The 20760-nt window shown below is 63.2% G+C and carries 20 protein-coding genes, 8 tRNA genes and 1 pseudogene; 19 read left to right on the forward strand and 10 right to left on the reverse strand.

Translation table 11 applies throughout. From position 1 onward, the window contains the following. Positions 1-480 precede the first annotated feature (480 nt). Both recJ and JQ567_RS35020 read left to right on the forward strand, forming a co-directional pair. Entirely contained in the window at positions 481-2322 is a 1842-nt protein-coding gene (gene recJ, locus JQ567_RS35015) for a single-stranded-DNA-specific exonuclease RecJ (protein WP_212443042.1), read from the forward strand. 47 nt (positions 2323-2369) lie between these two features. Next, positions 2370-3188, forward strand: a pseudogene (locus JQ567_RS35020) (glucose 1-dehydrogenase). On the opposite strand, the gene JQ567_RS35025 reads toward JQ567_RS35020, so the two are convergent. Beyond that, positions 3185-4420, reverse strand: a complete 1236-nt coding sequence (locus JQ567_RS35025) for a lytic murein transglycosylase (protein ID WP_212443043.1) — start codon at positions 4418-4420, stop codon at positions 3185-3187. The pseudogene JQ567_RS35020 and the gene JQ567_RS35025 sit on opposite strands and share 4 nt — an antisense overlap. A 90-nt stretch (positions 4421-4510) precedes the next feature. Further along, a complete protein-coding gene (locus JQ567_RS35030) occupies positions 4511-4969 on the reverse strand; it encodes a MarR family transcriptional regulator (RefSeq protein ID WP_212443057.1) in 459 nt (152 codons plus the stop codon). Positions 4970-5199: 230 nt separating this feature from the next. On the opposite strand from JQ567_RS35030, the gene JQ567_RS35035 reads away from it, so the two are divergent. Beyond that, on the forward strand, positions 5200-5679 hold the full coding sequence (locus JQ567_RS35035) for a carboxymuconolactone decarboxylase family protein (protein WP_212443044.1): 480 nt from the start codon (positions 5200-5202) through the stop codon (positions 5677-5679). Between the two features lie 72 nt (positions 5680-5751). Here the strand turns inward: JQ567_RS35035 and JQ567_RS35040 are convergent, their stop codons facing one another. The 3 genes from JQ567_RS35040 to JQ567_RS35050 all read right to left on the reverse strand — a co-directional run bounded on the left by JQ567_RS35040 (position 5752) and on the right by JQ567_RS35050 (position 8969). Then, positions 5752-7347: a M23 family peptidase gene (locus JQ567_RS35040; protein ID WP_212443045.1), complete on the reverse strand. Its 1596-nt coding sequence runs from the start codon at positions 7345-7347 to the stop codon at positions 5752-5754. Between the two features lie 43 nt (positions 7348-7390). Continuing rightward, the gene (efp, locus tag JQ567_RS35045; RefSeq protein WP_192735762.1) at positions 7391-7957 is read right to left on the reverse strand and encodes an elongation factor P; all 567 of its coding nucleotides are present in this window, start codon (positions 7955-7957) and stop codon (positions 7391-7393) included. A gap of 166 nt (positions 7958-8123) precedes the next feature. Beyond that, positions 8124-8969 carry a hypothetical protein gene (locus JQ567_RS35050; RefSeq protein WP_249165930.1) on the reverse strand — a complete coding sequence of 282 codons (846 nt, stop codon included), beginning with the start codon at positions 8967-8969 and terminating at the stop codon, positions 8124-8126. 177 nt (positions 8970-9146) lie between these two features. Between JQ567_RS35050 and epmA the strand changes: the two genes are divergently transcribed. The 4 genes from epmA to JQ567_RS35070 are packed head-to-tail and all read left to right on the forward strand — an operon-like array spanning position 9147 to position 11770. Beyond that, complete coding sequence (epmA, locus tag JQ567_RS35055; protein ID WP_212443046.1) at positions 9147-10199, forward strand: EF-P lysine aminoacylase EpmA; 1053 nt, start codon at positions 9147-9149, stop codon at positions 10197-10199. Then, a complete protein-coding gene (locus tag JQ567_RS35060; protein ID WP_212443047.1) occupies positions 10196-11287 on the forward strand; it encodes a lysine-2,3-aminomutase-like protein in 1092 nt (363 codons plus the stop codon). The genes epmA and JQ567_RS35060 overlap by 4 nt, the downstream gene beginning before the upstream one ends. Next, positions 11238-11501 carry a hypothetical protein gene (locus JQ567_RS35065; RefSeq protein WP_212443059.1) on the forward strand — a complete coding sequence of 88 codons (264 nt, stop codon included), beginning with the start codon at positions 11238-11240 and terminating at the stop codon, positions 11499-11501. The genes JQ567_RS35060 and JQ567_RS35065 overlap by 50 nt, the downstream gene beginning before the upstream one ends. A 26-nt stretch (positions 11502-11527) precedes the next feature. Further along, a complete protein-coding gene (locus tag JQ567_RS35070) occupies positions 11528-11770 on the forward strand; it encodes a hypothetical protein (protein ID WP_212443048.1) in 243 nt (80 codons plus the stop codon). A 113-nt stretch (positions 11771-11883) separates the two neighbouring features. Here JQ567_RS35070 and JQ567_RS35075 read toward each other — a convergent pair whose 3' ends face one another. The 3 genes from JQ567_RS35075 to JQ567_RS35085 all read right to left on the reverse strand — a co-directional run bounded on the left by JQ567_RS35075 (position 11884) and on the right by JQ567_RS35085 (position 14953). Further along, complete coding sequence (locus JQ567_RS35075) at positions 11884-12969, reverse strand: 3-deoxy-7-phosphoheptulonate synthase (RefSeq protein WP_212443049.1); 1086 nt, start codon at positions 12967-12969, stop codon at positions 11884-11886. A gap of 248 nt (positions 12970-13217) precedes the next feature. Beyond that, complete coding sequence (locus JQ567_RS35080; protein WP_212443050.1) at positions 13218-13805, reverse strand: HdeD family acid-resistance protein; 588 nt, start codon at positions 13803-13805, stop codon at positions 13218-13220. A gap of 110 nt (positions 13806-13915) precedes the next feature. Beyond that, positions 13916-14953, reverse strand: a complete 1038-nt coding sequence (locus tag JQ567_RS35085) for a PrsW family glutamic-type intramembrane protease (protein ID WP_212261718.1) — start codon at positions 14951-14953, stop codon at positions 13916-13918. 276 nt (positions 14954-15229) lie between these two features. Here JQ567_RS35085 and JQ567_RS35090 point away from each other — a divergent pair, with 276 nt between their 5' ends. After that, complete coding sequence (locus JQ567_RS35090; protein ID WP_212443051.1) at positions 15230-16006, forward strand: outer membrane beta-barrel protein; 777 nt, start codon at positions 15230-15232, stop codon at positions 16004-16006. A gap of 178 nt (positions 16007-16184) precedes the next feature. On the opposite strand, the gene JQ567_RS35095 is transcribed toward JQ567_RS35090, so the two are convergent. Both JQ567_RS35095 and JQ567_RS35100 read right to left on the reverse strand, forming a co-directional pair. Continuing rightward, a complete protein-coding gene (locus JQ567_RS35095; RefSeq protein WP_212443052.1) occupies positions 16185-17417 on the reverse strand; it encodes a Zn-dependent hydrolase in 1233 nt (410 codons plus the stop codon). A 26-nt stretch (positions 17418-17443) separates the two neighbouring features. Continuing rightward, positions 17444-18052, reverse strand: a complete 609-nt coding sequence (locus JQ567_RS35100; protein ID WP_212443053.1) for a nuclear transport factor 2 family protein — start codon at positions 18050-18052, stop codon at positions 17444-17446. A gap of 247 nt (positions 18053-18299) precedes the next feature. Here JQ567_RS35100 and JQ567_RS35105 point away from each other — a divergent pair, with 247 nt between their 5' ends. From JQ567_RS35105 to JQ567_RS35155, 11 genes are all read left to right on the forward strand, one after another. Beyond that, the gene (locus JQ567_RS35105; RefSeq protein ID WP_212443054.1) at positions 18300-18665 is read left to right on the forward strand and encodes a hypothetical protein; all 366 of its coding nucleotides are present in this window, start codon (positions 18300-18302) and stop codon (positions 18663-18665) included. Further along, positions 18656-18730 (forward strand) — tRNA-Thr (locus tag JQ567_RS35110). The genes JQ567_RS35105 and JQ567_RS35110 overlap by 10 nt, the downstream gene beginning before the upstream one ends. Positions 18731-18759: 29 nt before the next feature. Beyond that, positions 18760-18845: transfer RNA gene (locus JQ567_RS35115), tRNA-Leu, on the forward strand. Positions 18846-18849: 4 nt separating this feature from the next. Then, positions 18850-18924: transfer RNA gene (locus JQ567_RS35120), tRNA-Val, on the forward strand. 5 nt (positions 18925-18929) lie between these two features. Next, positions 18930-19004: transfer RNA gene (locus JQ567_RS35125), tRNA-Val, on the forward strand. Between the two features lie 6 nt (positions 19005-19010). After that, a tRNA-Ile gene (locus JQ567_RS35130) sits at positions 19011-19084 on the forward strand. An 18-nt stretch (positions 19085-19102) separates the two neighbouring features. Beyond that, the gene (locus tag JQ567_RS35135; protein WP_212443055.1) at positions 19103-19246 is read left to right on the forward strand and encodes a hypothetical protein; all 144 of its coding nucleotides are present in this window, start codon (positions 19103-19105) and stop codon (positions 19244-19246) included. 43 nt (positions 19247-19289) lie between these two features. Continuing rightward, a tRNA-Lys gene (locus tag JQ567_RS35140) sits at positions 19290-19375 on the forward strand. A 49-nt stretch (positions 19376-19424) separates the two neighbouring features. Next, positions 19425-19507, forward strand: a tRNA-Leu gene (locus JQ567_RS35145). Positions 19508-19547: 40 nt separating this feature from the next. Next, a tRNA-Asp gene (locus tag JQ567_RS35150) sits at positions 19548-19623 on the forward strand. Positions 19624-19816: 193 nt separating this feature from the next. Then, entirely contained in the window at positions 19817-20740 is a 924-nt protein-coding gene (locus JQ567_RS35155; RefSeq protein WP_312017515.1) for an adenylate/guanylate cyclase domain-containing protein, read from the forward strand. Positions 20741-20760 lie beyond the last annotated feature (20 nt).

Here is a 20760-nt window from a genome sequence, read left to right on the forward strand (position 1 = left end):
TGCTCAGAGGGGCGTTGGCCATCGTCACGAACGTTGGGCGGGTTGCGGTGGACGCCGATGTTGCGCTTGACGCGCGCGACAAAGGCGTACGGTAAAGACGCGTGGTCCTGACGCCCCGTATGCTGGCGTCAAGCTCGTGAAGAGGCTCGCGCCTCTCACGGGCGACGGTGACAACGAGCACGGCCCGACCGGGGAGATCGCGTTATAAGCCGTAAAGCCATTGCGCAGGGAATGTCGGATTGCCTCCGCTGCCCTGTATGCTCGTGTGCGCACTTCCTTGTGCACGTTGCACACGAGACCGCGGGTGCAGCGCGCATCCGGCATTCCCTGCGCCCTCTAAATTGAGAGGGCGAGAATTTCCCGCAAACCTCGGGCGATCAGCGCCGCGAGCAGTTGACGCACGTCTGCTTTGCTTTGACATTGAATCCGGAACTGCGCAGATATGGCGGGCTGACCCAGGCCCGCTAGACCGAAAGCCCCATGACGCCTCCCGTAACCGCTTTGCCCGTTGAATTGCCGCCGGCGTTTCTCGGCGTGTCGCAATCGGCGACGGGCAAATTGTGGCGCGACCGGCTCGATGCGAGGGGGGCGGCGAAGGCGCTGGCGATCGTGCAGCGCTACCAGCTGCCGGAGATGCTGGCGCGGGTGATCGCGGGCCGCGATGTCGAGATCGACGCGGTCGAGGATTTCCTCGATCCGACCATCCGCAAATTGATGCCCGACCCCCACACCGTGACGCAGATGGAAACCGCGGCCAAGCGCATTGCGGACGCGGCCACGCGCGGCGAGAAGGTCGCGATCTTCGGCGATTACGACGTCGACGGCGCGACCTCCGCAGCGCTGCTGACCTGGCATTTGCGCCATTGCGGGCTCGATCCCTTGATCCATATTCCCGACCGCATTTTTGAAGGCTACGGGCCCAATGTGGAGGCCGTGCGCGCACTTGCGGGCAAGGGCGCGACATTGCTGGTGACGGTCGATTGCGGCACCACCAGCATCGAGCCGCTGGCGGAAGCGCGAAAGCTCGGGATGTCCGTCGTCGTCATCGATCACCACCAGACCGGCGACGAACTGCCCGAGGTCGACGCGCTGGTGAATCCGAACCGCGCCGATGATCTCTCGGGCCTCGGATATCTCGCCGCCGTCGGGCTTGTGCTGGTGACGCTGGTCGCTGTTAACAGGGAGTTGCGCGGCCGCGGCTTCTGGAACAGCGAACGGCCGGAGCCGGATCTTTTGGGCATGCTGCACCACGTGGCGCTCGGCACCGTGGCCGATGTCGCACCCTTGACCGGGCTCAACCGTGCGTTCGTCGCCAAGGGCCTGATTGCGATGCGCCGCCGCGACCATGTCGGGCATACCGCCCTGATGGATGTGTCGCGGCTCAATGGCCCGCCCGAGGCCTGGCATCTCGGCTTCATGCTGGGGCCGCGCATCAATGCCGGCGGCCGCATCGGGCGCGCCGATTTGGGCGTGCGGCTGTTGCTGGAAGGCGATATCTCCGAAGCCGCGCGGATCGCCGCCGAACTCGATCGGCTGAACTCCGAGCGCCGCATCATCGAGCAGGCGGCGGAAGCGCAGGCCGAAGCCGAGGCGCTGGCTTCGCTCGGGCTTGAGGACAAGGGGTCGGTCATCGTCACGGCCTCCGAAGGCTGGCATCCCGGCGTCGTCGGCCTCGTCGCCTCGCGGTTGAAGGAGAAATTCGCGCGGCCGGCGTTTGCGATCGCGCTGGAGCCGGGCGGCATCGGCACCGGTTCGGGCCGCTCGATCTCGGGCGTCGATCTCGGCAAGGCGGTGCGGCAGGCGGTGAAGGAAAAACTGCTGATGAAAGGCGGCGGCCACGCCATGGCCGCGGGCGTGACGCTGCGCAAGGAAAAGCTCGCGGAGTTTCGCGCCTATATGGAAAGCGCGCTCGCCGAAGACGTCGCCAGCTCCCGTCACGAAAACGAGCTCTTCATCGACGGCGCGGTGAGCGCCCGCAGCGTGACACCGGAATTCGCAGGCATCCTGAACCGCGCCGGGCCGTTCGGCGCCGGCAATCCGGAGCCTGTGATCGCGCTGCCGTCGCATCAACTGGTCTATGCCGACGAAGTGGGGCAAGCGCATCTGCGCGTGCGCTTCAAGTCCGGCGACGGCGTCATCGTCAACGGCATCGCGTTCCGGTCCGTCGGGCAAAAGCTCGGCCACGCACTGACGCAAAACCGCGGCCAGCCGCTGCATGTCGCAGGATCGCTCGCGGTCGATCGCTATCAGGGCACCGAACGCGTGCAATTGCGCGTGATCGATGTCGCCGTGCCGGATCAGGGGCCGGCTGTGATCAGGTAAGTTCATCCACCCGACGACAAAACCAACAACCAAAAATGGGAGCAGAAATGGCAGGACAGGTTCAGGGAAAAGTCGCGCTCGTGACCGGCGGCGCATCCGGCATTGGTGCAGCATGCGCTGAATTGCTGGCGCGCGAAGGCGCGTCGGTAGTGGTCACCGATGTCGATGAGCTCAGGGGCCCGGAAGTTGTCGCTGCCATCAAGAAAGCGGGCAACGAGGCTGTCTTCCTGCATCAGGACGTCACCAGTGAGCCTCGCTGGATCGAAGTCGTGGCCGAGACCGTGAAGCGCTACGGCCGGCTTGACGTGCTGGTTTCCAACGCGGGCATCGGCATCGGGGTGCCGTCAATCACCGAGATGTCGCTCGAGGACTGGCGGCGGCAGACCGCGATCAATCTCGACGGCGTGTTCCTGTCGGTGAAGCATTGCCTGCCGGCGATGCGCAAGACGCCCGGCTGATCGGTCATCATGATGTCGTCGCTGGCGGGCTTGCGCGGCTCGGCCAATCTGTCCGGCTATTGCGCGACGAAGGGCGGCGTCCGGCTGTTCGCGAAGGCCATCGCGATGGAGTGCGCAACCTTCGGCGACGGCATCCGGGTCAACTCGGTGCATCCGGGGATCATCGACACCCCGATCTGGGGCAAGATCCCCGCAGGCGCGGCCGCGAGCGGGCAGAATGCGCCGATCGATCCCGAGGAGCGCGCTAGGTTCTTCACGCCGCTGGCGCGCGCCGGCCATGCCATGGACATCGCGAAGGGCGTTTTATATCTCGCCTCCGATGCGTCGAGCTACGTGACCGGAACAGAGCTCGTCATCGACGGCGGCATGAACGCGGGTGGAGTGGTGCGGCCGGCACCGGCCGGCTAACCGCCTTGCCGCAGCCGCGCCAGCACCTTGAGTCCGCCATAGCCGTCGGCGGGCAGCAGGCCCATCTTGGTCTGGTAATCCCGGACCGCCTTCATGGTGTCATTCCCGACGCGGCCGTCGGTGCCGCCGGTGTCGAAGCCGGCTTTTGTCAGCCGCGTCTGCATCTCCTGCACCTCGGCCAGCGTCAGCGCGCGTTCGGAGCCCGGGAAGGGATAAATGAACGGCGGCGCGCCGAGAATGCGGTCGCCGAGATGGCAGATGGCAAGCGCATAGTTCATCGAGGGATTGTATCTGCGCACCGCATAGAAATTCGGCCCCAGCAGGAACGCCGGTCCGCCGGCGACCGGCACCCACAATTGCGCGGATGCGTTCGGTTGCGGGAACGGCTTGCCGTCGGCGCGCGTGACGCCGGCGCCGGCCCACGCCGCATAGGTGCGGTTGCCGCTGCCGGACGCGCCGCCGGCGCGGACTTCGTAACCCCAGTGTTCGCCGCGGTGATACTTGCCGCGATTGACCAGATAGCGCGCGCTCGAGCCCAGCGCGTCGTCCGGCCTGCCGAACGGCGAGACGCGGCCGTCCTTGTCGTAGTCCATGCCGACATTGAGCCAGACCTCCGGCATCCATTGGGTATGTCCCATCGCGCCGGCCCACGATCCCCGCATTTCCTCCGGCGTGCCCCAGCCGCGGTCGACGATTTTCAGCGCGTTGATCAGTTCGGTTTCCCAATAGGCGCGGCGGCGCGGCTCGTTCCAGGCCAGCGCTGCGAGTGAGGGAAAGATCGGGCGCATATGGTTCTGCTGCACCAAGGGATCGCCATAGGCGGATTCAACGCCCCACAGCGCCAGCAATGTGCCGCGCTCGACGCCAAAGTCCTGCTCGATCCGGGTGAACAGCGCCTCGTTCTTCCGCAGCGCTTCCTTGCCGGCGGTAATGCGCCAGTCCGAGGCGCGGCGATTAACGTATTGCCAGATCTGCTCGTGGAATTCCGGCTGCCTCTGCATCTGCCGGAACACGGACATGTCGGGCTCGATCCGGCCCATCACGCGACTCCAGGTCGCGTCCGATATGCCCTTCGCCAATGCGCGCGCGCGAAAATTATCGCGCCACTGGTCGAAGCCGGGCGGCGCCGCGGCCAACGCGGCAAGCGGATTGGCGAGCACAGCCGCGGCGCCGATACTGACTTGCAGCAGGGCGCGGCGGGTCGGCGATCTCAGAGAATCGAACGGTTCCATGGCGGCATTGTACGGGGCAGGGTGGGCTCACCAAAGCGCATTTGCGTGGCGCCGTCGTCGCAGCGACGGCGCGGAACCGCCATAGCTGCCCTAGGCTTGCTGAAAGTCCGCGGCAATCCGTGCGAGCCAACGCCGGACCGCCGCCAGCGCGGAGGCCGAGAGCCCGGCCGCCAGCCGCCGCTCCACCGCCTGGACGTGACGGCGGCATTTGTCGAGCAGGACCGTGCCGCGCCGGGTCAGTGTCCACTGCAGCACCCGGCCATGAATCGGGTGCGGGGTCTTCCGGATCGCGCCGTCGCGTTCCAAATTGCGGATGATGACGCCGACGGTTTGCGGGGTCAGCAGGGCGACCCGCGCAAGATCCGCGCCGGACAGGCCGGGATAGGCCCGCAGCATCGTCAGCACCACGAATTGCGGCGTGGTGACACCGAGTTCGGCGAGCGCCCGCTCCAGCGTCAGCCGGGTCGCGGCCTGGGCCTGCCGCAGCAAATAGGCGAGGTGGCCTTGCTCGCCGCGCTTGCCTTCGCCCGGCGGCGGCGGGCGGATCATCGCGAGCACGGGATCGGCGGCGGATTTTTTCCGGCGCCGGTGAGGGTTTTTGCGAGAGGATTTCCGGCGCGCAGGTTTTTTTGCGACGGTGGCCTTTTGGGATTTTTTCGGCTTTTTGGCCGCCGCCTTTTGCGGCCCGCGCGGTTTGGATTTTACCGAAGCTCTGATCTTGCGCGCCATATAAGGGCTCTTATAATAAATCAGTGTACTGATAACATAAGGCAATGAACATGTCACATGCCCGCAAGGAATATAAGGATTTCATGGCGCTGGCGCCCGAGGCCTACGAAGTCGTGCTGGCGCTCGGCAAGGTCGCAGCCGCGGCGGGCATCGACAAACAACTGCTCGAGCTGATCAAGCTGCGCGCCTCGCAGATCAACGGCTGCGCGTTTTGCGTGCAGTATCACATCCTGCAAAGCGAGGGCCTCGGCATGCCAGCCGACAAGCTCAACCTGGTCGTGGTGTGGCGCGAGGCGCCGCAATTCTCGCCCCGCGAACGCGCGGCTTTGGCGTGGACGGAAGCGTTGACGTTGCTCAGCGGCGGCGTCAGCGACGAGGTCTTTGCGCAGGCGAGCGCCGAATTCTCGGAAAAGGAACTGGCCTATCTCACCTCGGCGATTGCCTCGATCAACGTCTGGAACAGGTTCGGCGCCGCCTTCCGCTGGACCCCGCCGGCGCGGCAAAAGCCGGTCGGTGCCGCCGCGTCCTAGCGAACGGGCCATAGCGTTTTCAAGCGAAGTGGAAGTCCGGTTCGCGTGAAGAAAACGCGTCGAAACGAAAGTCTAGTTGTCGCCCTCGCCACCCTCCTGCGGGTCGGGCCGGATCACGTCTTGCGGCTGGGCGTGGGCGACAGCGGCCGGCGCGACAGGGTCGGTGCCGAGCTCGCGCCCGCGACCGCGCAGCAGGCGCTCATAGGCCGAGATCAACGTGGTGTACGGGTTGACCCAGATCCAGCCGTCCCGCGTGAACACCTGCACGTCGAAATGCAGGTGCAGCGAGGTGCCGTTGGGATAGTCGAGGTAATTCGAGGCCACGCCGATTTTTTCGCCCTCAGTGACCTGGCGGCCGTTGAGAACGCCGTCCGCGTCCAGGCTGGACGGATTCATGTGCATGTAGCGGAAGCGGATATGTTCGTTACGGGTGTTGACCTGCAGGGTCGCCGCCTGCTGTTTCAGCGAACGGATCAGGACGCCGTCACGAACCGCGACGACCGCCTGCTGTCTCGGATCGCAGCTGCCCGGGCTTTCGCTGTTTTGCGCCATGCACGCGCCGGGACGGATGTCCTGCCCCTGATGACCGAACCCGGCGGCGCATTGGCCAACCTCGAAACTGCGTGCCTCGCAGAAATTGTCCTGCCAGGGATATCCGCGTTCGTCGGGTTTGCGTTTGAAGGATTGTGAGCGGGCGAAGGCGGGCGCCTTTTCCAGCGGAAACCGGATCTGCGAATAGGCGGTGAGATCGACGCGGCCGCCGCGCTTGCGCGAGCCACTGTTGGCGACGATGTCGCCGCTCGGGCGATAGGTGAAGTCGGGCGAGGGCATAATCGGCCGCTCGGCAATCTCGGACGAAATATCCCGGCGCGGCGGCGACGGTTGGCCGCCGGCGATGCGCAGTGCCTTGAGGAAGCGTTCGGCGACCGGATAGGCCTCGCGGCAGGCCAGCCGCCGCGGGCGCGGCGTCGAGTCGAGGCACTGGATCGACACCACATAGGGCACGCCGAAGCGCGTGAAGGCGTAGCGCACATAGCCTTCGCGGATGAAGCGCCGCAGGTCCGGGAATTGCGCCGCCAGCGCCTTGACCGGCTCGCCCTTGCCGCCGAGAGGATCGGCGAGGTCGTAGGTCAGGATCGAGCCGGTGATCTGCACCTCGACTGGCTTGGCGTAAGTCCGCTGCGGCATGCCGTCGCCCGCACCCGGCTCGAACGAAAACATCGCGTCGTAGCCGGCGGCGCCGGCGTGGAACAGATCAGCGGGGCGGAAGTCGGCTTGGTAGCGCGATACCGAGATTGTGTCGGGCGCGCCGTTCTGGCGGGCACCGAGATAGCTTGCGGTGTCGAACGGCAGCAGCACCGGAACAGGACTGCGTCCGATCCCCGGGAAGACAAGCGAGGTGATCGCGTTCAGTTGCACCAGCGCCGGCATCGAGCGCGGGTCCCAGCGGGGCGCCCGCCGCTGGCTGGCAAAGGTGAAGGCGGACGCAACCGCGGGCTGGGTATTGATCTCGGAGCGGAACTGATCCAGCACCGCGCGCCATTCGACGCGGATGGCCGAAATCGAAGGCGTCCGGAACTCGTCGGCCCAAGCACCGATGGCGCAGGCGGGAAGCAAGCAAAAGGCTGCCAGCCAGCGCCTCAGCAAGCGGACTGCCTTGATACCCAATGCATCGCCCCCCGGCGCATGCCCCGATGTCTAACTCTGGCGCCTAGTCCTTGGCGCGCTCGACGTAGGAGCCGTCCTCGGTCATGACCACGATCCGCGTTCCCGTTCCGACGTGCGGCGGCACGTTGGTGCGTACGCCGTTGGAAAGGATAGCAGGTTTGTAGGACGACGACGCGGTCTGGCCCTTGGTGACCGGCTCGGTTTCGACAACTTCCAGCGTCGCGCGCTGCGGCATCTGGATCGCGACCGGAACCATGTCGTGCAGCGAGAGCTTCACCGACATGTTCTCCTGCAGGTAGGGCGCGGCCGAGCCGATGATTTCCTTGGACACCTGGACCTGGTCGTAGGTCTCGCCGTTCATGAAATGGAAGCCGTCGGCGTCTTCGTAGAGGTAGTTGAAGTTGTGATCCTCGATCGTCGCCTTCTCGACCTGGTCGGTGGTCTTGTAGCGTTCCGAAATCTTCACGCCGTCGCCGATCCGGCGCATTTCGATCTGGCTGACCGGAGTTCCCTTGCCGGGATGGATGTTCTCGGCGGTCAGAACCACATAGAGCTTGCCGTCTTGCTCGATGACGTTGCCCTTGCGAATTGAACTGGCGATGACTTTCAAAGCGGTTTTCCTGAATTTCTGGCCTCCGACCTGTCAGGACAATTGTGTCCCGCGGCCAATGAGGCGGTTTCGGGCTGCAACATACTGATTTGCCCTCCAGATACCAGCCTTTTGCGGCCCGTTCCGGCAGGTTGCCGTGGGTCCCGATCGCGGGCCTGCTTCCTGGTTATTTCCGCTTGGGACGAGGGGACGTGAAGGCCTGGGCGTTGTGCTCGGCAAAGGCGGCGGGCACCGTAAATGTCCCGGTTTTCAAGTCATAGGCGCACCACCAGTCCTCGATATAGGGCCGCGGCTTGTCTTCGCCCTGGGCGTCGAAGGAGAGGCTGATCACGACGTAGCGGCTATCGGGCCAATGCAGGCCCAACCCAGCGTAATTATCGTCCACTCCTTTGACGAGGGCGGCAAAGACGTGACTGAGCGAATCGCGGTCCTTGGGGTCGCGACGCAGCTTTTTGGCAGCCGGCGAGCCCCAGAAATAATCCCAGGCCATCTCGCTCAGCGGCTTCGGCGTGGCGGTGGAAAATTGAAATCCGTTCCGCCGGTACAGAAACAGCGTTTGGAAACCGGCACCGGTTTTCTGCATGCGTACCAGCCACTGGCTGTTCGGGGTAAAGCGAAAGCCTGCGGGGTAGCCCGCGAGATCGATGCCTTCGCCAGCATTCAGCAGCGAGGGGTGTCGACGCCCCTCGTCGAAGGTCCAGAACTGGAACAGAAAACCTTCATCGCCCTTGTCCGCGGCATATTGCTCAACCCGAATTTGCCTGTCGGGTGAGGTGAAAATGTCATCCGCATCCGTCTTCAGATTGAATCCAGGCCCGGGGCTGGTCGCGCTGGCAGGCGTTGGCGTGGTGACGACGAGCAACAGCATACCTGCCAGCAGAAGTCCTGTTCGTCGTAACCAACCGCCAGACATGTGCATTTCGTTCCATTTTGCTGCCCATTGGACTCGCCAATGGCGGCGAGGTTCAGGGCGCAACTTCAAGTTCGCGGCGCCGATCGCGCGAATGGACAAGACGTGCGTCTTTCGACATGACAGACGGACCGGACGCGGGGTATCCGCGGTGTTCCCGGCATGGCTGCTTTCCAGCGGAGAAACTTGAGTAGTGTCAATGGTATCCGGCGATATCCTGAACGTTTTCATCGGCTCGTACGCCGCTGCAGGCGCGCGCGCCGCTCGGGCCGGTTGCTGATGGTCGGGATCGACCAGCCATCGCCATGGTGGTCGCCGGCGCGGCACGCCGACCGGAAGCCGTTCCTGATGGCGCGGGCCGCGATCACGAAGGGCTTGCGGGCCTGGTTCGACGAGCAGGGATTCGCCGAGGCCGAGACGGGCATCCTGCAGGTCTCGCCTGGCAATGAGACGCATCTGCACGCGCCCCGGACCGAACTGACCGGTGGAGACGGAACCCGCGCGCCGCGCTATTTGCGGACTTCACCGGAGTTCGCGGCCAAGAAACTGCTGGCGGCGGGCGAAGATAAGATATTCGAGTTTGCACGCGTGTTCCGCGACCGCGAGCGCGGCGATCTTCATTTGCCCGAATTCACCATGCTGGAATGGTACCGCGCCAACGCGGCATATGACGCCATTATGGCCGACACGATTGTGGTCATCGCCCATGCGGCGCAGGCGACGGGCATCGGGCAATTCTCGTTTCGCGGCCGCATCACCGATCCCTTCACTGAACCTGAACTGCTAACGGTCGCGGCCGCGTTCGAGCGGTTCGCCGGGATCGATTTGCTGGCGACGGTGGCGAACGGCGATGGGGATCGTGGGGCACTCGCCGAGGCGGCAAAATCGCGGGTGCGGATTGCGGACGACGACACCTGGTCCGATATCTTCAGCAAGGTCCTGGTCGAGCATATCGAACCAAATCTCGGGCACGGGTGTTTGACGGTATTATTTGAGTATCCGGTGCCGGAAGCAGCGCTGGCGCGCGCGAAAGCGTCCGATCCGCGCGTGGCCGAGCGGTTTGAGATCTATGCTTGCGGCGTCGAGCTTGCGAACGGGTTTGGCGAATTGACCGATGCTGCCGAACAGCGCCGCCGTTTTGCGCAGGCGATGGACGAGAAAGCGCGGCGTTACGGTGAGCGCTATCCGCTCGACGAGGATTTTCTGCAGGCGGTCGCCGTGATGCCGCAAGCCAGCGGTGTCGCGCTCGGTTTTGACCGGCTGGTGATGCTGGCAAGCGGTGCGCTCAGGGTGGATCAGGTGGTATGGACACCACCGGCGGGAGAAGCATGAACAGGATCGATCCGAAATTGGCGGCGACGTTGCGGCAACCGGCGGAACTCGTCGATTGCGGGCTGGCGCCTGCGGCTGAACTGGCCGATCTCGAACAGGTGGCTGCACGCTACGCGATTGCGGTGACGCCGGATATCGCCGCGCTGATCGATACCGATGATCCAGACGACCCGATCGCGCGGCAGTTCGTTCCAAGCACGCTGGAACTGGTGCAGGAGGCCGGCGAGCGCGCCGATCCGATCGGCGATGACGCCCATTCACCTGTCGCCGGCATCGTTCATCGCTATCCGGATCGCGTGCTGTTCAAACTGGTTCACGTTTGCGCGGTGTATTGCCGCTTCTGTTTTCGCCGCGAGATGGTGGGACCCGGCAAGGCGACGGCGCTGTCGGACAACGCCTATCGCGACGCGCTCGACTATATCGGTGGTCACCCGGAGATCTGGGAAGTCATCCTGACCGGCGGCGATCCCCTGATGCTGTCGGCGCGACGGATGGCCGAGATCATGGCCGACATCGCCGCCATCGATCACGTCAAAATCATCCGCCTTCACACCCGCGTGCCGGTCGCGGCTCCCGCGCGCATCAGCGACGAGATGGTCGCGGCATTGAAGGTTGGTGGTGCCACCACCTGGGTCGCGGTTCACGCCAACCATCCGCGCGAGTTGACGGCGGAGGCCCGCGCCGCTTGCGCCCGGTTGGCCGATGCCGGCATCCCCCTGGTGAGCCAGTCGGTGCTGCTCCGCGGCGTCAATGACGATGCGGCGACGCTGGAAGCCCTGATGCGGTCCTTCGTCGAATGCCGGATCAAGCCGTATTACCTGCACCATGGCGATCTCGCGCCGGGCACCTCGCATCTGCGCACCACGATCGAGCGCGGACAGGAACTGATGCGCGGCTTGCGCGGACGCGTTTCCGGGCTATGTCAGCCCGATTACGTGCTCGATATTCCCGGCGGCCACGGCAAGGCGCCGATCGGTCCGCATTATTTGTCGCATCCAAATTCCGGGGAACGTGAACTATCCTCGGAAACGCGTTATCGTGTCGTCGATTATTGCGGTGACGTTCACCTCTATCCGCCGAAGCCGTGAACCGGCGATGACGGACGGGGATGAGAGAGGGCAGAAGCCGCCGGAAGACGAGAGCAGCCGCGCGATCGAAAACGCGGTAATGCTGGCTTTCTTCGCGGTGCTGGTAGCAGCCGGTATCTGGTTGCTCAGCACCATGGCCGATGTACGAAAGGCGCAGGATTGCGCGGCCCAGGGGCGTCGCAATTGTGGAACGATCGATGTTCCGGCGCGATAACCAGAAATGAGAACGGGAGAACCAAAATGCGAAAATTATTCCTGTCGGTGGCGCTTCTGGTTCTGACCGGTAGTCCGGACGTGTTCGCGCAAGGCTCAACGGTGCCGAAAAATTCGGACAAGCCGGTGATCCAGGCGCCAATCGGTCATCGCCAGCCACGCGCCAGCGACGTTCCCAGCGAGAAAAATTTGAACGATCCGAACGATCCGCTGAGCAAGGAAAATGCTCTCCTCGACAAAAAGATCAAGAGCATCTGCCGCGGCTGCTGAGGCGCGGCGCGCAAAGGCCGCCCCCACACACGATCAATCGGCTTGACCGGCCAGAGTCTGCTTCATCGGCTTGAGCAGACTCTGGCTGTAACGTTTTGGTTGACCAGGGATTCCTATGCCGACCGTTCGTTGAAGGGCTGGCGTGCCAATCTCCGTCTTGCCTCGACGGCCTCGGCCAGAACGTTGAGCGCCTGTACGGTGGTCTCCCAGTCGATGCAGCCGTCCGTGATGCTCTGACCATAGGTGAGCGGCTTGCCCGGCACGACATCCTGGCGGCCCGCGACGAGATTGCTCTCCATCATCACGCCGGTGATGCGTGTTTCACCAGCGGATATCTGCTGCGCGATGTCGGCCGCAACCAATGGCTGGTTCTCGGGCTTCTTGCTGCTGTTGGCATGGCTGGTGTCGATCATGATCCGCGGTGTCATGCCTGAACGGGTGAGTTCGGCCGAAGCGGCATCGACGCTGTCAGCGTCATAGTTCGGCTTGCTGCCGCCGCGCAGGATGATGTGGCAGTCGTCATTGCCGGTGGTGGCCGCGATCGCCGAACGTCCGCCCTTGGTGACCGCCATGAAATGGTGGGGATGCGACGCCGACTTCACGGCCTCGGCCGCGATGCGCACATTGCCGTCGGTTCCGTTCTTGAAGCCGACCGCGCAGGAAAGCCCGGACGCGAGCTCGCGATGGATCTGGCTTTCCGTGGTTCGCGCGCCGATCGCCGCCCACGCCACCAGGTCGGCGATGTATTGCGGCGTCGTCATGTCGAGGAATTCGGTGCCGGCCGGCAGACCAAGATTGTTCACCGCCGAAAGCACGTTGCGGGCGAGACGCAGACCCCTGTTGATGTCGAAGCTGCCGTCGAGGCCGGGATCGTTGATCAATCCCTTCCAGCCGACCGTCGTGCGCGGCTTCTCGAAATAGACGCGCATCACGATCTCGAGGCGGTCGGCCAGCCGCTCGCGCAGGGCGACGAGGCGTTCGGCGTATTCCACGGCAGCAGCGGGATCGTGCACCGAGCAGGGGCCGACAACGACCAGAAGCCGGTCATCGGTTCCGTTCAGGATCGCGTGGATGGCGTTGCGGGCCGCCATCACGATGCGCGTCGCGGTCAAAGTGCGCGGTATCTCGCGCATGACCTCTTGCGGCGTCGTCAGCTCTTTCAGTTCGCTTATTCGAAGATCGTCGGTGGTGCTCAACACGGCTCTGGCTCCTGTTTTGAAGAACCTGCCGGCCAATAAAAAAGCCGCCAGGATTTGGCGGCTGTTCGGACTTTTTGCTGCAATTATTTAGATTGCGCGTGATCCTCCCACCGCCAGCGAGCTGTCGAAGCTAAAATACCAATAGTTGCTGGCGGCGATCATGATCATGGCGGGCTCTATAGCTCACGCATCGGGACTTGTCATCCCCCAATCGGCGGGGGAATTGGCTCGCGCAGCGCCTGCCCGTGTCAGGCCTTGCGTGCGGCGAGCGCCATGCCGACCAGCGACGCGCCGCCAAGCACCAGGTTGATCCCGACCAGGAGACCGATCGCCCATTCCGCTGAACCTGGAAGACCGGCGATGATCAGGAACGAGATCAGGATGTCCATCAGTCCGGAGACCAGCAGCCAGGACCAGCGCCCGGACAATTCGCGGCGGTGCTCCAGCGCGTACATGATGGTGGTGACGCCTTCGATCAGAAAATAGGCACCCACGACGATGGTCAGCGTCAGCACGCCCTGCATCGGCCGCGCTAGCAGCACGAGGCCGGCAAGGACAGCCAGCGCTGCGGAAAACAATGACCACCAGAAGCCCGGCATCTGCCGGGCCCAGTAGGTGACGACCAGCCCGGCTACGCCGCTGATCAGGAACATCCAGCCGAGGAATATGGTCACCGCCAGGCTTGCCAGCGGCGGCACGATCATTGCGGCCAAGCCGAGCACCGCAAGCAGAATGCCTTCGAACAGGAAGGCTTTCCAATGCGCCTTCACGGCGGCGCCCATGTCGGACTGCAATTTGGCGATGTCCTTGGGAAGCATATCTTGGGGAAGGGTCATCACAGCTCTCCCGCTACGCACGGGCCGATACTAGAGCGTTTTCGAGCGAACAGGAATGGTTGGCGCAAGGAATTGGCGGGATGAAAACGCGTCCAATTTCAGCTGACGCGCTAACCAGCCTCGCTCGCCGACGAAAAGCCCTCCGACGTCGTGCGCATCCGGTTACGGCCAAAGACGTACACAGCCGTGGTTGCGACCAGCAGTGCGAGGCCGATCAGGATCGATGTGAAACCGATCGGGATCAGAACCAGCGAGGCGTTGCGTTCCGGGTTGATGAACCAGTGGTGCAGCGAGGTCAGCAGGAACGACACGCCCGCAAAGCCGGCACCGCCGCCCACGACCAGCAGCGCCCACATCCGCCGCAACTGGCTCAGCCGCTCGCGCGCAATCTCGGTGCGCGGCGCGTGATGGCGGCCGACGCGCCGCACCAGCCGCGCCGCAAATCCGATCGAGCTGAAGCCGATGATCAGGCTTGCCGTTCCCAGCAGCATCCGCGTGGTGGAGCCGAGATCAGGATGCTTTTGCAGAATCAGCAGCGGAAAATCGAACGCCGCATGCAATGCGACCGGCGCAAACAAGGCCAGCATCCAGCTCGATATGCGGGCGAGGTCGCGATTGTGCCTGTTGGCACCGAGCGCCGTGCCCGCACGTGCGATCGCGATATACGCGCCGGCGATAATGCCGAGCGCACCGTGGAACGGCACGGTAAGAACGCTGCGCAATGCCGCCAGCGATCGCCACATGTCGGCGTGCTGCACCAGGTAAGCGAGATTTTCGTAGGCTGCGAATCCGAGGCCCGCGGCTGCGCCGTAAACGACGGTGTCCATCGGATCGGCAAAGGTGCGGCGCTTCCATGACACCGCGATGATCACGATCACCTTGACGATCTCCTCGGGCGCGGCAACGCCGAACACCGAGCGGAGCCCCTGGGTCATCCAGGGATTTCCGGGGACCGCGAGAATCGCTGCAAACGGCGCCCGTGCGATTCCAAGCAGCGAAATACTGGCCGCGCCCAGCACGAATGCGATCCACACCTGCGCAGGCGGGCCGGGGCGCTCGTCAGCTGCGATGACCAGCCACAGCAAAAGCAACGCGGGCGCGATCGCGGCGACGCCGATGACAGTCGGGAGGGATTGAAGCAGGAGCATTTAGGGAACTTTGTTCGGATGTATCGAAAATGGCCGTAAATTCAGCGCTTTGCAAGGAAGGCAAACGCGACTTGTTGTCGCCAAAAGGCGAGGGGCGGGCTGGCTAATTGTCACGCTTCGAGGTGGGTTTCCCAGCAATTCGGGAGCGGGCAAGGGCGTTGATCGGGGGAACTTCGAGCCCGACTCTTTCCTCCTGACTGTGACCGCCGCGCCACAGCATTAGCTGCCTAAATCCTCTACAACGATTGCAGCAATATTGCCCAAGGGGGAATCAACATGAAGAAATTTGCACTTGGAATGCTTGCAGCTGTCGCGATGACTGGATCGGCTGTCGCGGCTGACATGGCTCCCCGTTACGCCAAGGCGCCGCCTCCGGCTCCGGTCGTGGTGTACAACTGGACCGGCTGCTACATCGGCGGCAACATCGGCGGCGGCTGGGCACGAACCTCGCAGGAACGCACCGAAATCATCGGCGTCGGACTGGTTGCTCCGCCAACCAATTACGGTTCAAGCGACGGTAGTGATTTTGTCGGCGGCGCGCAGATCGGCTGCGACTACCAGTTTGCTGGCAATTGGGTGCTCGGCATCCAGGGCATGTACAACTACGCGCGCATCGACCACTCGCATTTCCTGACGGCCTTCCCGACCTTCAGGTCCGATGTCACCACCAAGGACATCTTCACGGTAACGGGCCGACTGGGTTACCTGTTCACGCCCCAGTTGCTCGGCTACATCAAGGGTGGTGGCGCCTGGACCAAGTCTGACTATGAGATCTTCCAGCCGGGTGGCGTGTTGCTGTCCGAAACCGCTTACGGCGTCAGCCGCAGTGGCTGGACCATCGGCGGCGGTCTTGAATGGATGTTCGCTCCGGGCTGGTCGGTGTTCGGCGAATACAACTACATGGACTTCGGTCACAAGGACGTCGCGTTTACGACTGCGCCCGCCGCTGTCGGATTCCCGGACCGTGTCCGCACGAAGCTGGAAGTTTCCACGGCACTGGTTGGCGTGAACTACAAGTTCAACTGGGGTGGCCCGGTCGTCGCAAGGTACTGAGCCTTCAAGGACTGAGCCTGGTACCAGGTACTGAGTTCTTCCCGAGACCAATTAAAAGCCCCGGCATCGTCCGGGGCTTTTTTTGTTCGGGCAAACGCATGGAGATAACCGTCGTGCAGTCGGCTTGGCGTGCGGCCAAACCGATTTCGACCTGCAGGCACCATGAGCGTACGCGCGCTCAGCCCGCCAAGAGGCGCCGGCAGGCGTCGACAAACACCTCGGCGCCGGTGACGATGTCGGCGTCATCAGTGTTCTCGGTCCAGTGATGGCTGATGCCGCCGATCGAGGGCACGAACAGCATGCCTGACGGCATGATGGTCGAGAGAATCTGGGCGTCGTGACCGGCGGCGCTGGGCATGCGGATCGACCTGCCGCCGGCAAGCGCCTTGCTCGCAGCTTCGATCGCTTGCTGGAACGAGGCGTCCATCATCGCGGGCGCGCCGGTGCGGATGCGCTCCACCGCAACCGTGCAGGGGCCGCGCGCGCTGACGTCGGCGGCCATGTTTCGCAGCAAATCCTCCAGGCGATCGATCACAGCGGGGTCGTCGTCGCGTATCTGGAACAGCATTTCCGCAAATCCCGGGATGATGCTCGGCGCTCCCGGATCGAGCGTGATGCGGCCGGTGGTCCAAACCGTGCGCGGCCCGCAGGCTTTCGGAAACCGTTCGTCGATGTCGACGCAGAATTTCGCCAGCGCGAGGCCAGCGTCCTTGCGCACGGCCATTCGCGTCGTACCGGCGTGGTTTTGCTCGCCGGTGAAGGTGATCCGGTATTGCCAGATACCGACGATGGAGGTGACGACGCCGATACTGAGCGCGCCGCCCTCGAGGGTCTGGCCCTGTTCGATATGTGCCTCGAGATATCCGATGTGGCGCCCGCGTTCGGCGGTGGCGCGCGGGCGGCCGGCGAGGCCGACTTCGCGAAGCGCCTCGCGCATGGTGCGATTGCTGTTGCGGTCGCGCGCAGCGTCGACGTCAGCCTCGGTGAGAGCGCCGACATAGGAACGGCTGCCGAGGAAACTGCCGAAATGGCCTTCCTCATCGCACCAGGATGCGACCTCGACGGCGCCCTTGATGTTCGGGTCGGAATTGATGACGCGGGCGGCTTCCAGCGCATAGATGACGCCCAGCGGACCATCGAGCCAGCCCGCGTAATTCTGGCTTTCGAGATGCGATCCCGCCAACAGCTTCGGGCCAGGTTTCGTGCTGGTGCCCAGCACATTACCGATGCCGTCGATCTCGGCGGCAAGGCCCGCCTCGGGAAGCCGCTGCACCAGCCATTCCAGCGAGCGCATATGCGGCTCCGAGAAGGTCGGCTTGTGGACACCGGTCTTGTAGGCGCCGATGCCACGCAGCGTATGCAGGTCGGCGAGGACGCGGGCGCCGTCGAAGGGCAGGGTTTTGTCGGGCATTGGTGGTGCCTCTCCTTGATTGGCAGTCAGGGGCCGGTCGGCTTGCGATAAACATCCTTGGTCGCGAGCCTTCCATCGCGAAACGTATAACACTCGACGCCGCGTTGTTCGCGCTGCTCGCCGGTGGCGCGCACGGTTTCGCTGACACGGAACGTCATGAAGGTCATATCACCGGCGTGATGATAGGCCACGTCATGGAAGCGTTGCGCCGAGAAGAGGGCCTTTTGCTCGGCGAGATGTTCGGCAATGGCGGCGGCGCCGGCGAGGGATTTGGTCACCGCCAGACCGTCGTGAAAGGTCCAGAGAAAGTCAGGCGTCACTACGGAATAGAGCGCAGCCATGTCGCCCTTGAACAGGGCGCGCGCGAAGCCTTTGAACAGCTCATCGCGTTCGGTGGAGGAGGGCGCCATGATTTTATTCACGCTCCAACAATCCCTGGCTGAGCAAGCATACCGGCTGATGAGCATTTTTTCGAACACGTGCGGCAGCAGAGCGAACCGGCGCGAACGAGTCAAATCTCCATTATTTTGAGGCGGTTGTCCCGCACCGACGCGGCGGAATGGTTCAACAAGCGAGATGTCGTTCAGAAAAATGTTTGCTTGGATCTCTTGACGAATTTTAAATCTTCTGCGCATACCAACGCCCCTTCGCCGGAATCCGCCGGCGCTCTCAAGGACCGAAGCCATGTTGAGCCTACGCTCACATATCGTCGCGAAAGCCGCCGCCGCCCTGCCGTTTATTCGGCCGTGCGATTGGTCGCGCATGTGCGTGGCGAAGCAAGGTCCGAGCTATCTGGCGCCCGAAAATCTCGGGACCACCAGGACAGCAAGAGCGTAAAGCGGCAGCGGGAATCTACCCTCTGCCTCAAGGCAGAGAGCGAAGATGACCCGCGACAGCACCACAGGACTCGAGGACCGTGACCGCCAGAGGATTTTATCCTCGCCGGTGGCGTATGCCTTCGTGCGCATCGTGACGCAGCGCCGGGCATTTCCGAGGCCGAGGCCGAGCAAGTCTATCTCGATTACATCAACCGAGCGCCGCCGGCGGACAATTGCCGGCGTCGTGAGGACGCTTGATCATTTGAAGCGATTTCGAATTCAGGATGGTCGTCCCTGCAAGGACATAAGATGGCCCGCTGATCCGGTACTGGTCCCCTTTGGTGGGGCGGCAAACGGTGATTTCAGGCAGCGAAGCAATTTCTATTGGCCGGGTTGTCCCGGCCGTTTGCAAATTTTCGAGCTGGCGTAGCTCAGATGGAGAGCAGCGGTTTTGTAAGCCGAAGCGCGGAGACTCGAGCCCTCCCGTCAGCACCAATCGTCGAGTGTGATCTTCAATACGTAACGCGAGCGTGGCGAAACTGGTAGACGCACCGCACTCAGACTGCGACGGGCTTTGCCCGTGGGGGTTCAATTCCCTCCGCTCGCACCATCACGCTCCCGTAGCCAAGCGGTAAGGCATCGGTTTTACGCGCCGACATGCGCTCGTTCGATCCGAGCCGGGGGCACCAATCATGCGCTTTTAGCTCAGTGGCAGAGTACCGCCGCGACATGGCGGTTGTCCGCGGTTCGATTCCGTGAAAGCGCACCAACTCACGCTCTTGTAGCACAATGGCAGTGCGACCGCTCGATAAGCGGTTGATGCAGGTTCGATTCCTGACTGGAGCACCAATCGAAGGGAAGGCCGACATGACCGTCGCTTTCACGACTTTGATGGAACGCCGCGATGCCATCAAGGCACGTTCTGCGAAACCGGCGCGGCTGGCCGCCGCAAACCATCGTGACGATGGATCCGGAGCGTTAAACCTGACTGGAGATGGAGCGGCCTTTTAACCCGTGCGCAAGTGGTTCGAAACCACCCGGATCCCCCAATCAAGGACCAGTGCCCCCAGCGGCCAAGGGAGCGGATTCTTAATCCGTCGACGCGAGTCACCGTCGGTTCGAGTCCGACCTGGTCCTCCACTTCCGAAAGAGATTCCTGACCGGGGCAGGATCACACAAGATCAACCCTGCGGCCGTGGTGGAACGGTAGACACCCGCGCTTGAGGGGCGCGCGCCTTGTGCATCCGAGTTCGAGTCTCGGCGGCCGCACCATTTTGCAGCACTCAAATTGCGCTCAGATTGCTCTCAAACTGCTCCTGGACCCAGCTGGTGACGGGGCTCGACTGTCGATCGAGTTGCGGCGAGTTCGATTCTCGTCAGGGGCGCCACTGCGGTACAAAGTTGGGTACTCCAAAATCTCCTCCCGAGTTGACGCACGTTCATTGCCGCCGTGCCACCGGCCCGGCAAAATGCCACTTGGGGCAATCGGGCTCCTGCGATTACCGCTCACAGGTGCGCAACAAAGTGTTAGGCTCCCCCTGGTCCCAGCGGCGTGGTTAGTCTGGCCATTCGGAGGGCGCTGTGCCCGAGCAGCGGGTTCAAAGACGACTAGCGGCGATCCTGGCCGCTGACGTGGTCGGCTACTCCGCGTTGATGCAACGCGCTGAGGAAGCTACCTATGCCGAGTTCGAGCGGCTCAAGCGAGAATTGATCGAACCCAGTCTCTCCCACCACGAAGGGCGGCTTATCAAGACAACGGGTGATGGCGCACTCGCCGAGTTCGCGAGTCCCCTGGCCGCCACGAGATGTGCGGTCGAAATCCAGGATCATCTCGCCTCTGGCAACAGCCCCCTGAGCTTGCGCGTCGGGCTCAACCTTGGTGACATTATCGTTGGCCAAGACGGAGACCTCTATGGCGACGGGATCAACATCGCTGTCCGGCTGGAGGGGATCGCCGATCCAGGCGGCATCCTGATTTCGGCGAAGGTGTACAGCGAGATCGAGGGTAAGCTTGACGTTGATTTCGAGGACCGGGGTGAACAGCAGCTCAAGAACATCTCCAAGCCGGTCCGCGCTTTTGCCGTACGCGCGGGAGCACATGGCGCGCTGATCGATAGGCTAAGTGCGGCCCCGCCACGTCCGGACAAGCCCTCCATCGCGGTCCTGCCGTTTCAGAACATGTCCGGAGATCCCGAGCAGGAGTATTTTGCAGATGGGATGGTTGAAGAAATCACCACCGCGCTCTCGCGGTTCAAATGGTTGTTCGTGATCGCCCGAAATTCGAGCTTCACCTTCAAGGGCAGAGCGGTCGATATCAAGGAGGTGGGACGCAGGCTTGGCGTCCGGTATGTCCTTGAGGGGTCTGTACGCAAAGCCTCAGGGAAAGTTCGTATCACCGGGCAATTGATTGATGCGATTACGGGGGGCGCACATTTGGGCGGACAGGTTTGGACTGCACCCCTGGAACGAGACACGATAATTTCTGTGACAGTGCGGTTGCCATGATGCGTTATCGTGCTTTGTTT

It is taken from the genome of Bradyrhizobium sp. AUGA SZCCT0431, from assembly GCF_018131065.1.
Classification (GTDB): Bacteria; Pseudomonadota; Alphaproteobacteria; order Rhizobiales; family Xanthobacteraceae; genus Bradyrhizobium.

Bases quoted from the DNA above. Each gene is read 5' to 3' on its own strand.
- recJ (WP_212443042.1), top strand. From the start codon at position 481: ATGACGCCTCCCGTAACCGCTTTGCCCGTTGAATTGCCGCCGGCGTTT.
- JQ567_RS35025 (WP_212443043.1), bottom strand. From the start codon at position 4,420: ATGGAACCGTTCGATTCTCTGAGATCGCCGACCCGCCGCGCCCTGCTG.
- JQ567_RS35030 (WP_212443057.1), bottom strand. From the start codon at position 4,969: ATGATCCGCCCGCCGCCGCCGGGCGAAGGCAAGCGCGGCGAGCAAGGC.
- JQ567_RS35035 (WP_212443044.1), top strand. From the start codon at position 5,200: ATGTCACATGCCCGCAAGGAATATAAGGATTTCATGGCGCTGGCGCCC.
- epmA (WP_212443046.1), top strand. From the start codon at position 9,147: ATGGTCGGGATCGACCAGCCATCGCCATGGTGGTCGCCGGCGCGGCAC.
- JQ567_RS35060 (WP_212443047.1), top strand. From the start codon at position 10,196: ATGAACAGGATCGATCCGAAATTGGCGGCGACGTTGCGGCAACCGGCG.
- JQ567_RS35070 (WP_212443048.1), top strand. From the start codon at position 11,528: ATGCGAAAATTATTCCTGTCGGTGGCGCTTCTGGTTCTGACCGGTAGT.
- JQ567_RS35080 (WP_212443050.1), bottom strand. From the start codon at position 13,805: ATGACCCTTCCCCAAGATATGCTTCCCAAGGACATCGCCAAATTGCAG.
- JQ567_RS35085 (WP_212261718.1), bottom strand. From the start codon at position 14,953: ATGCTCCTGCTTCAATCCCTCCCGACTGTCATCGGCGTCGCCGCGATC.
- JQ567_RS35090 (WP_212443051.1), top strand. From the start codon at position 15,230: ATGAAGAAATTTGCACTTGGAATGCTTGCAGCTGTCGCGATGACTGGA.
- JQ567_RS35095 (WP_212443052.1), bottom strand. From the start codon at position 17,417: ATGCCCGACAAAACCCTGCCCTTCGACGGCGCCCGCGTCCTCGCCGAC.
- JQ567_RS35100 (WP_212443053.1), bottom strand. From the start codon at position 18,052: ATGCGCAGAAGATTTAAAATTCGTCAAGAGATCCAAGCAAACATTTTT.
- JQ567_RS35105 (WP_212443054.1), top strand. From the start codon at position 18,300: ATGACCCGCGACAGCACCACAGGACTCGAGGACCGTGACCGCCAGAGG.
- JQ567_RS35135 (WP_212443055.1), top strand. From the start codon at position 19,103: ATGACCGTCGCTTTCACGACTTTGATGGAACGCCGCGATGCCATCAAG.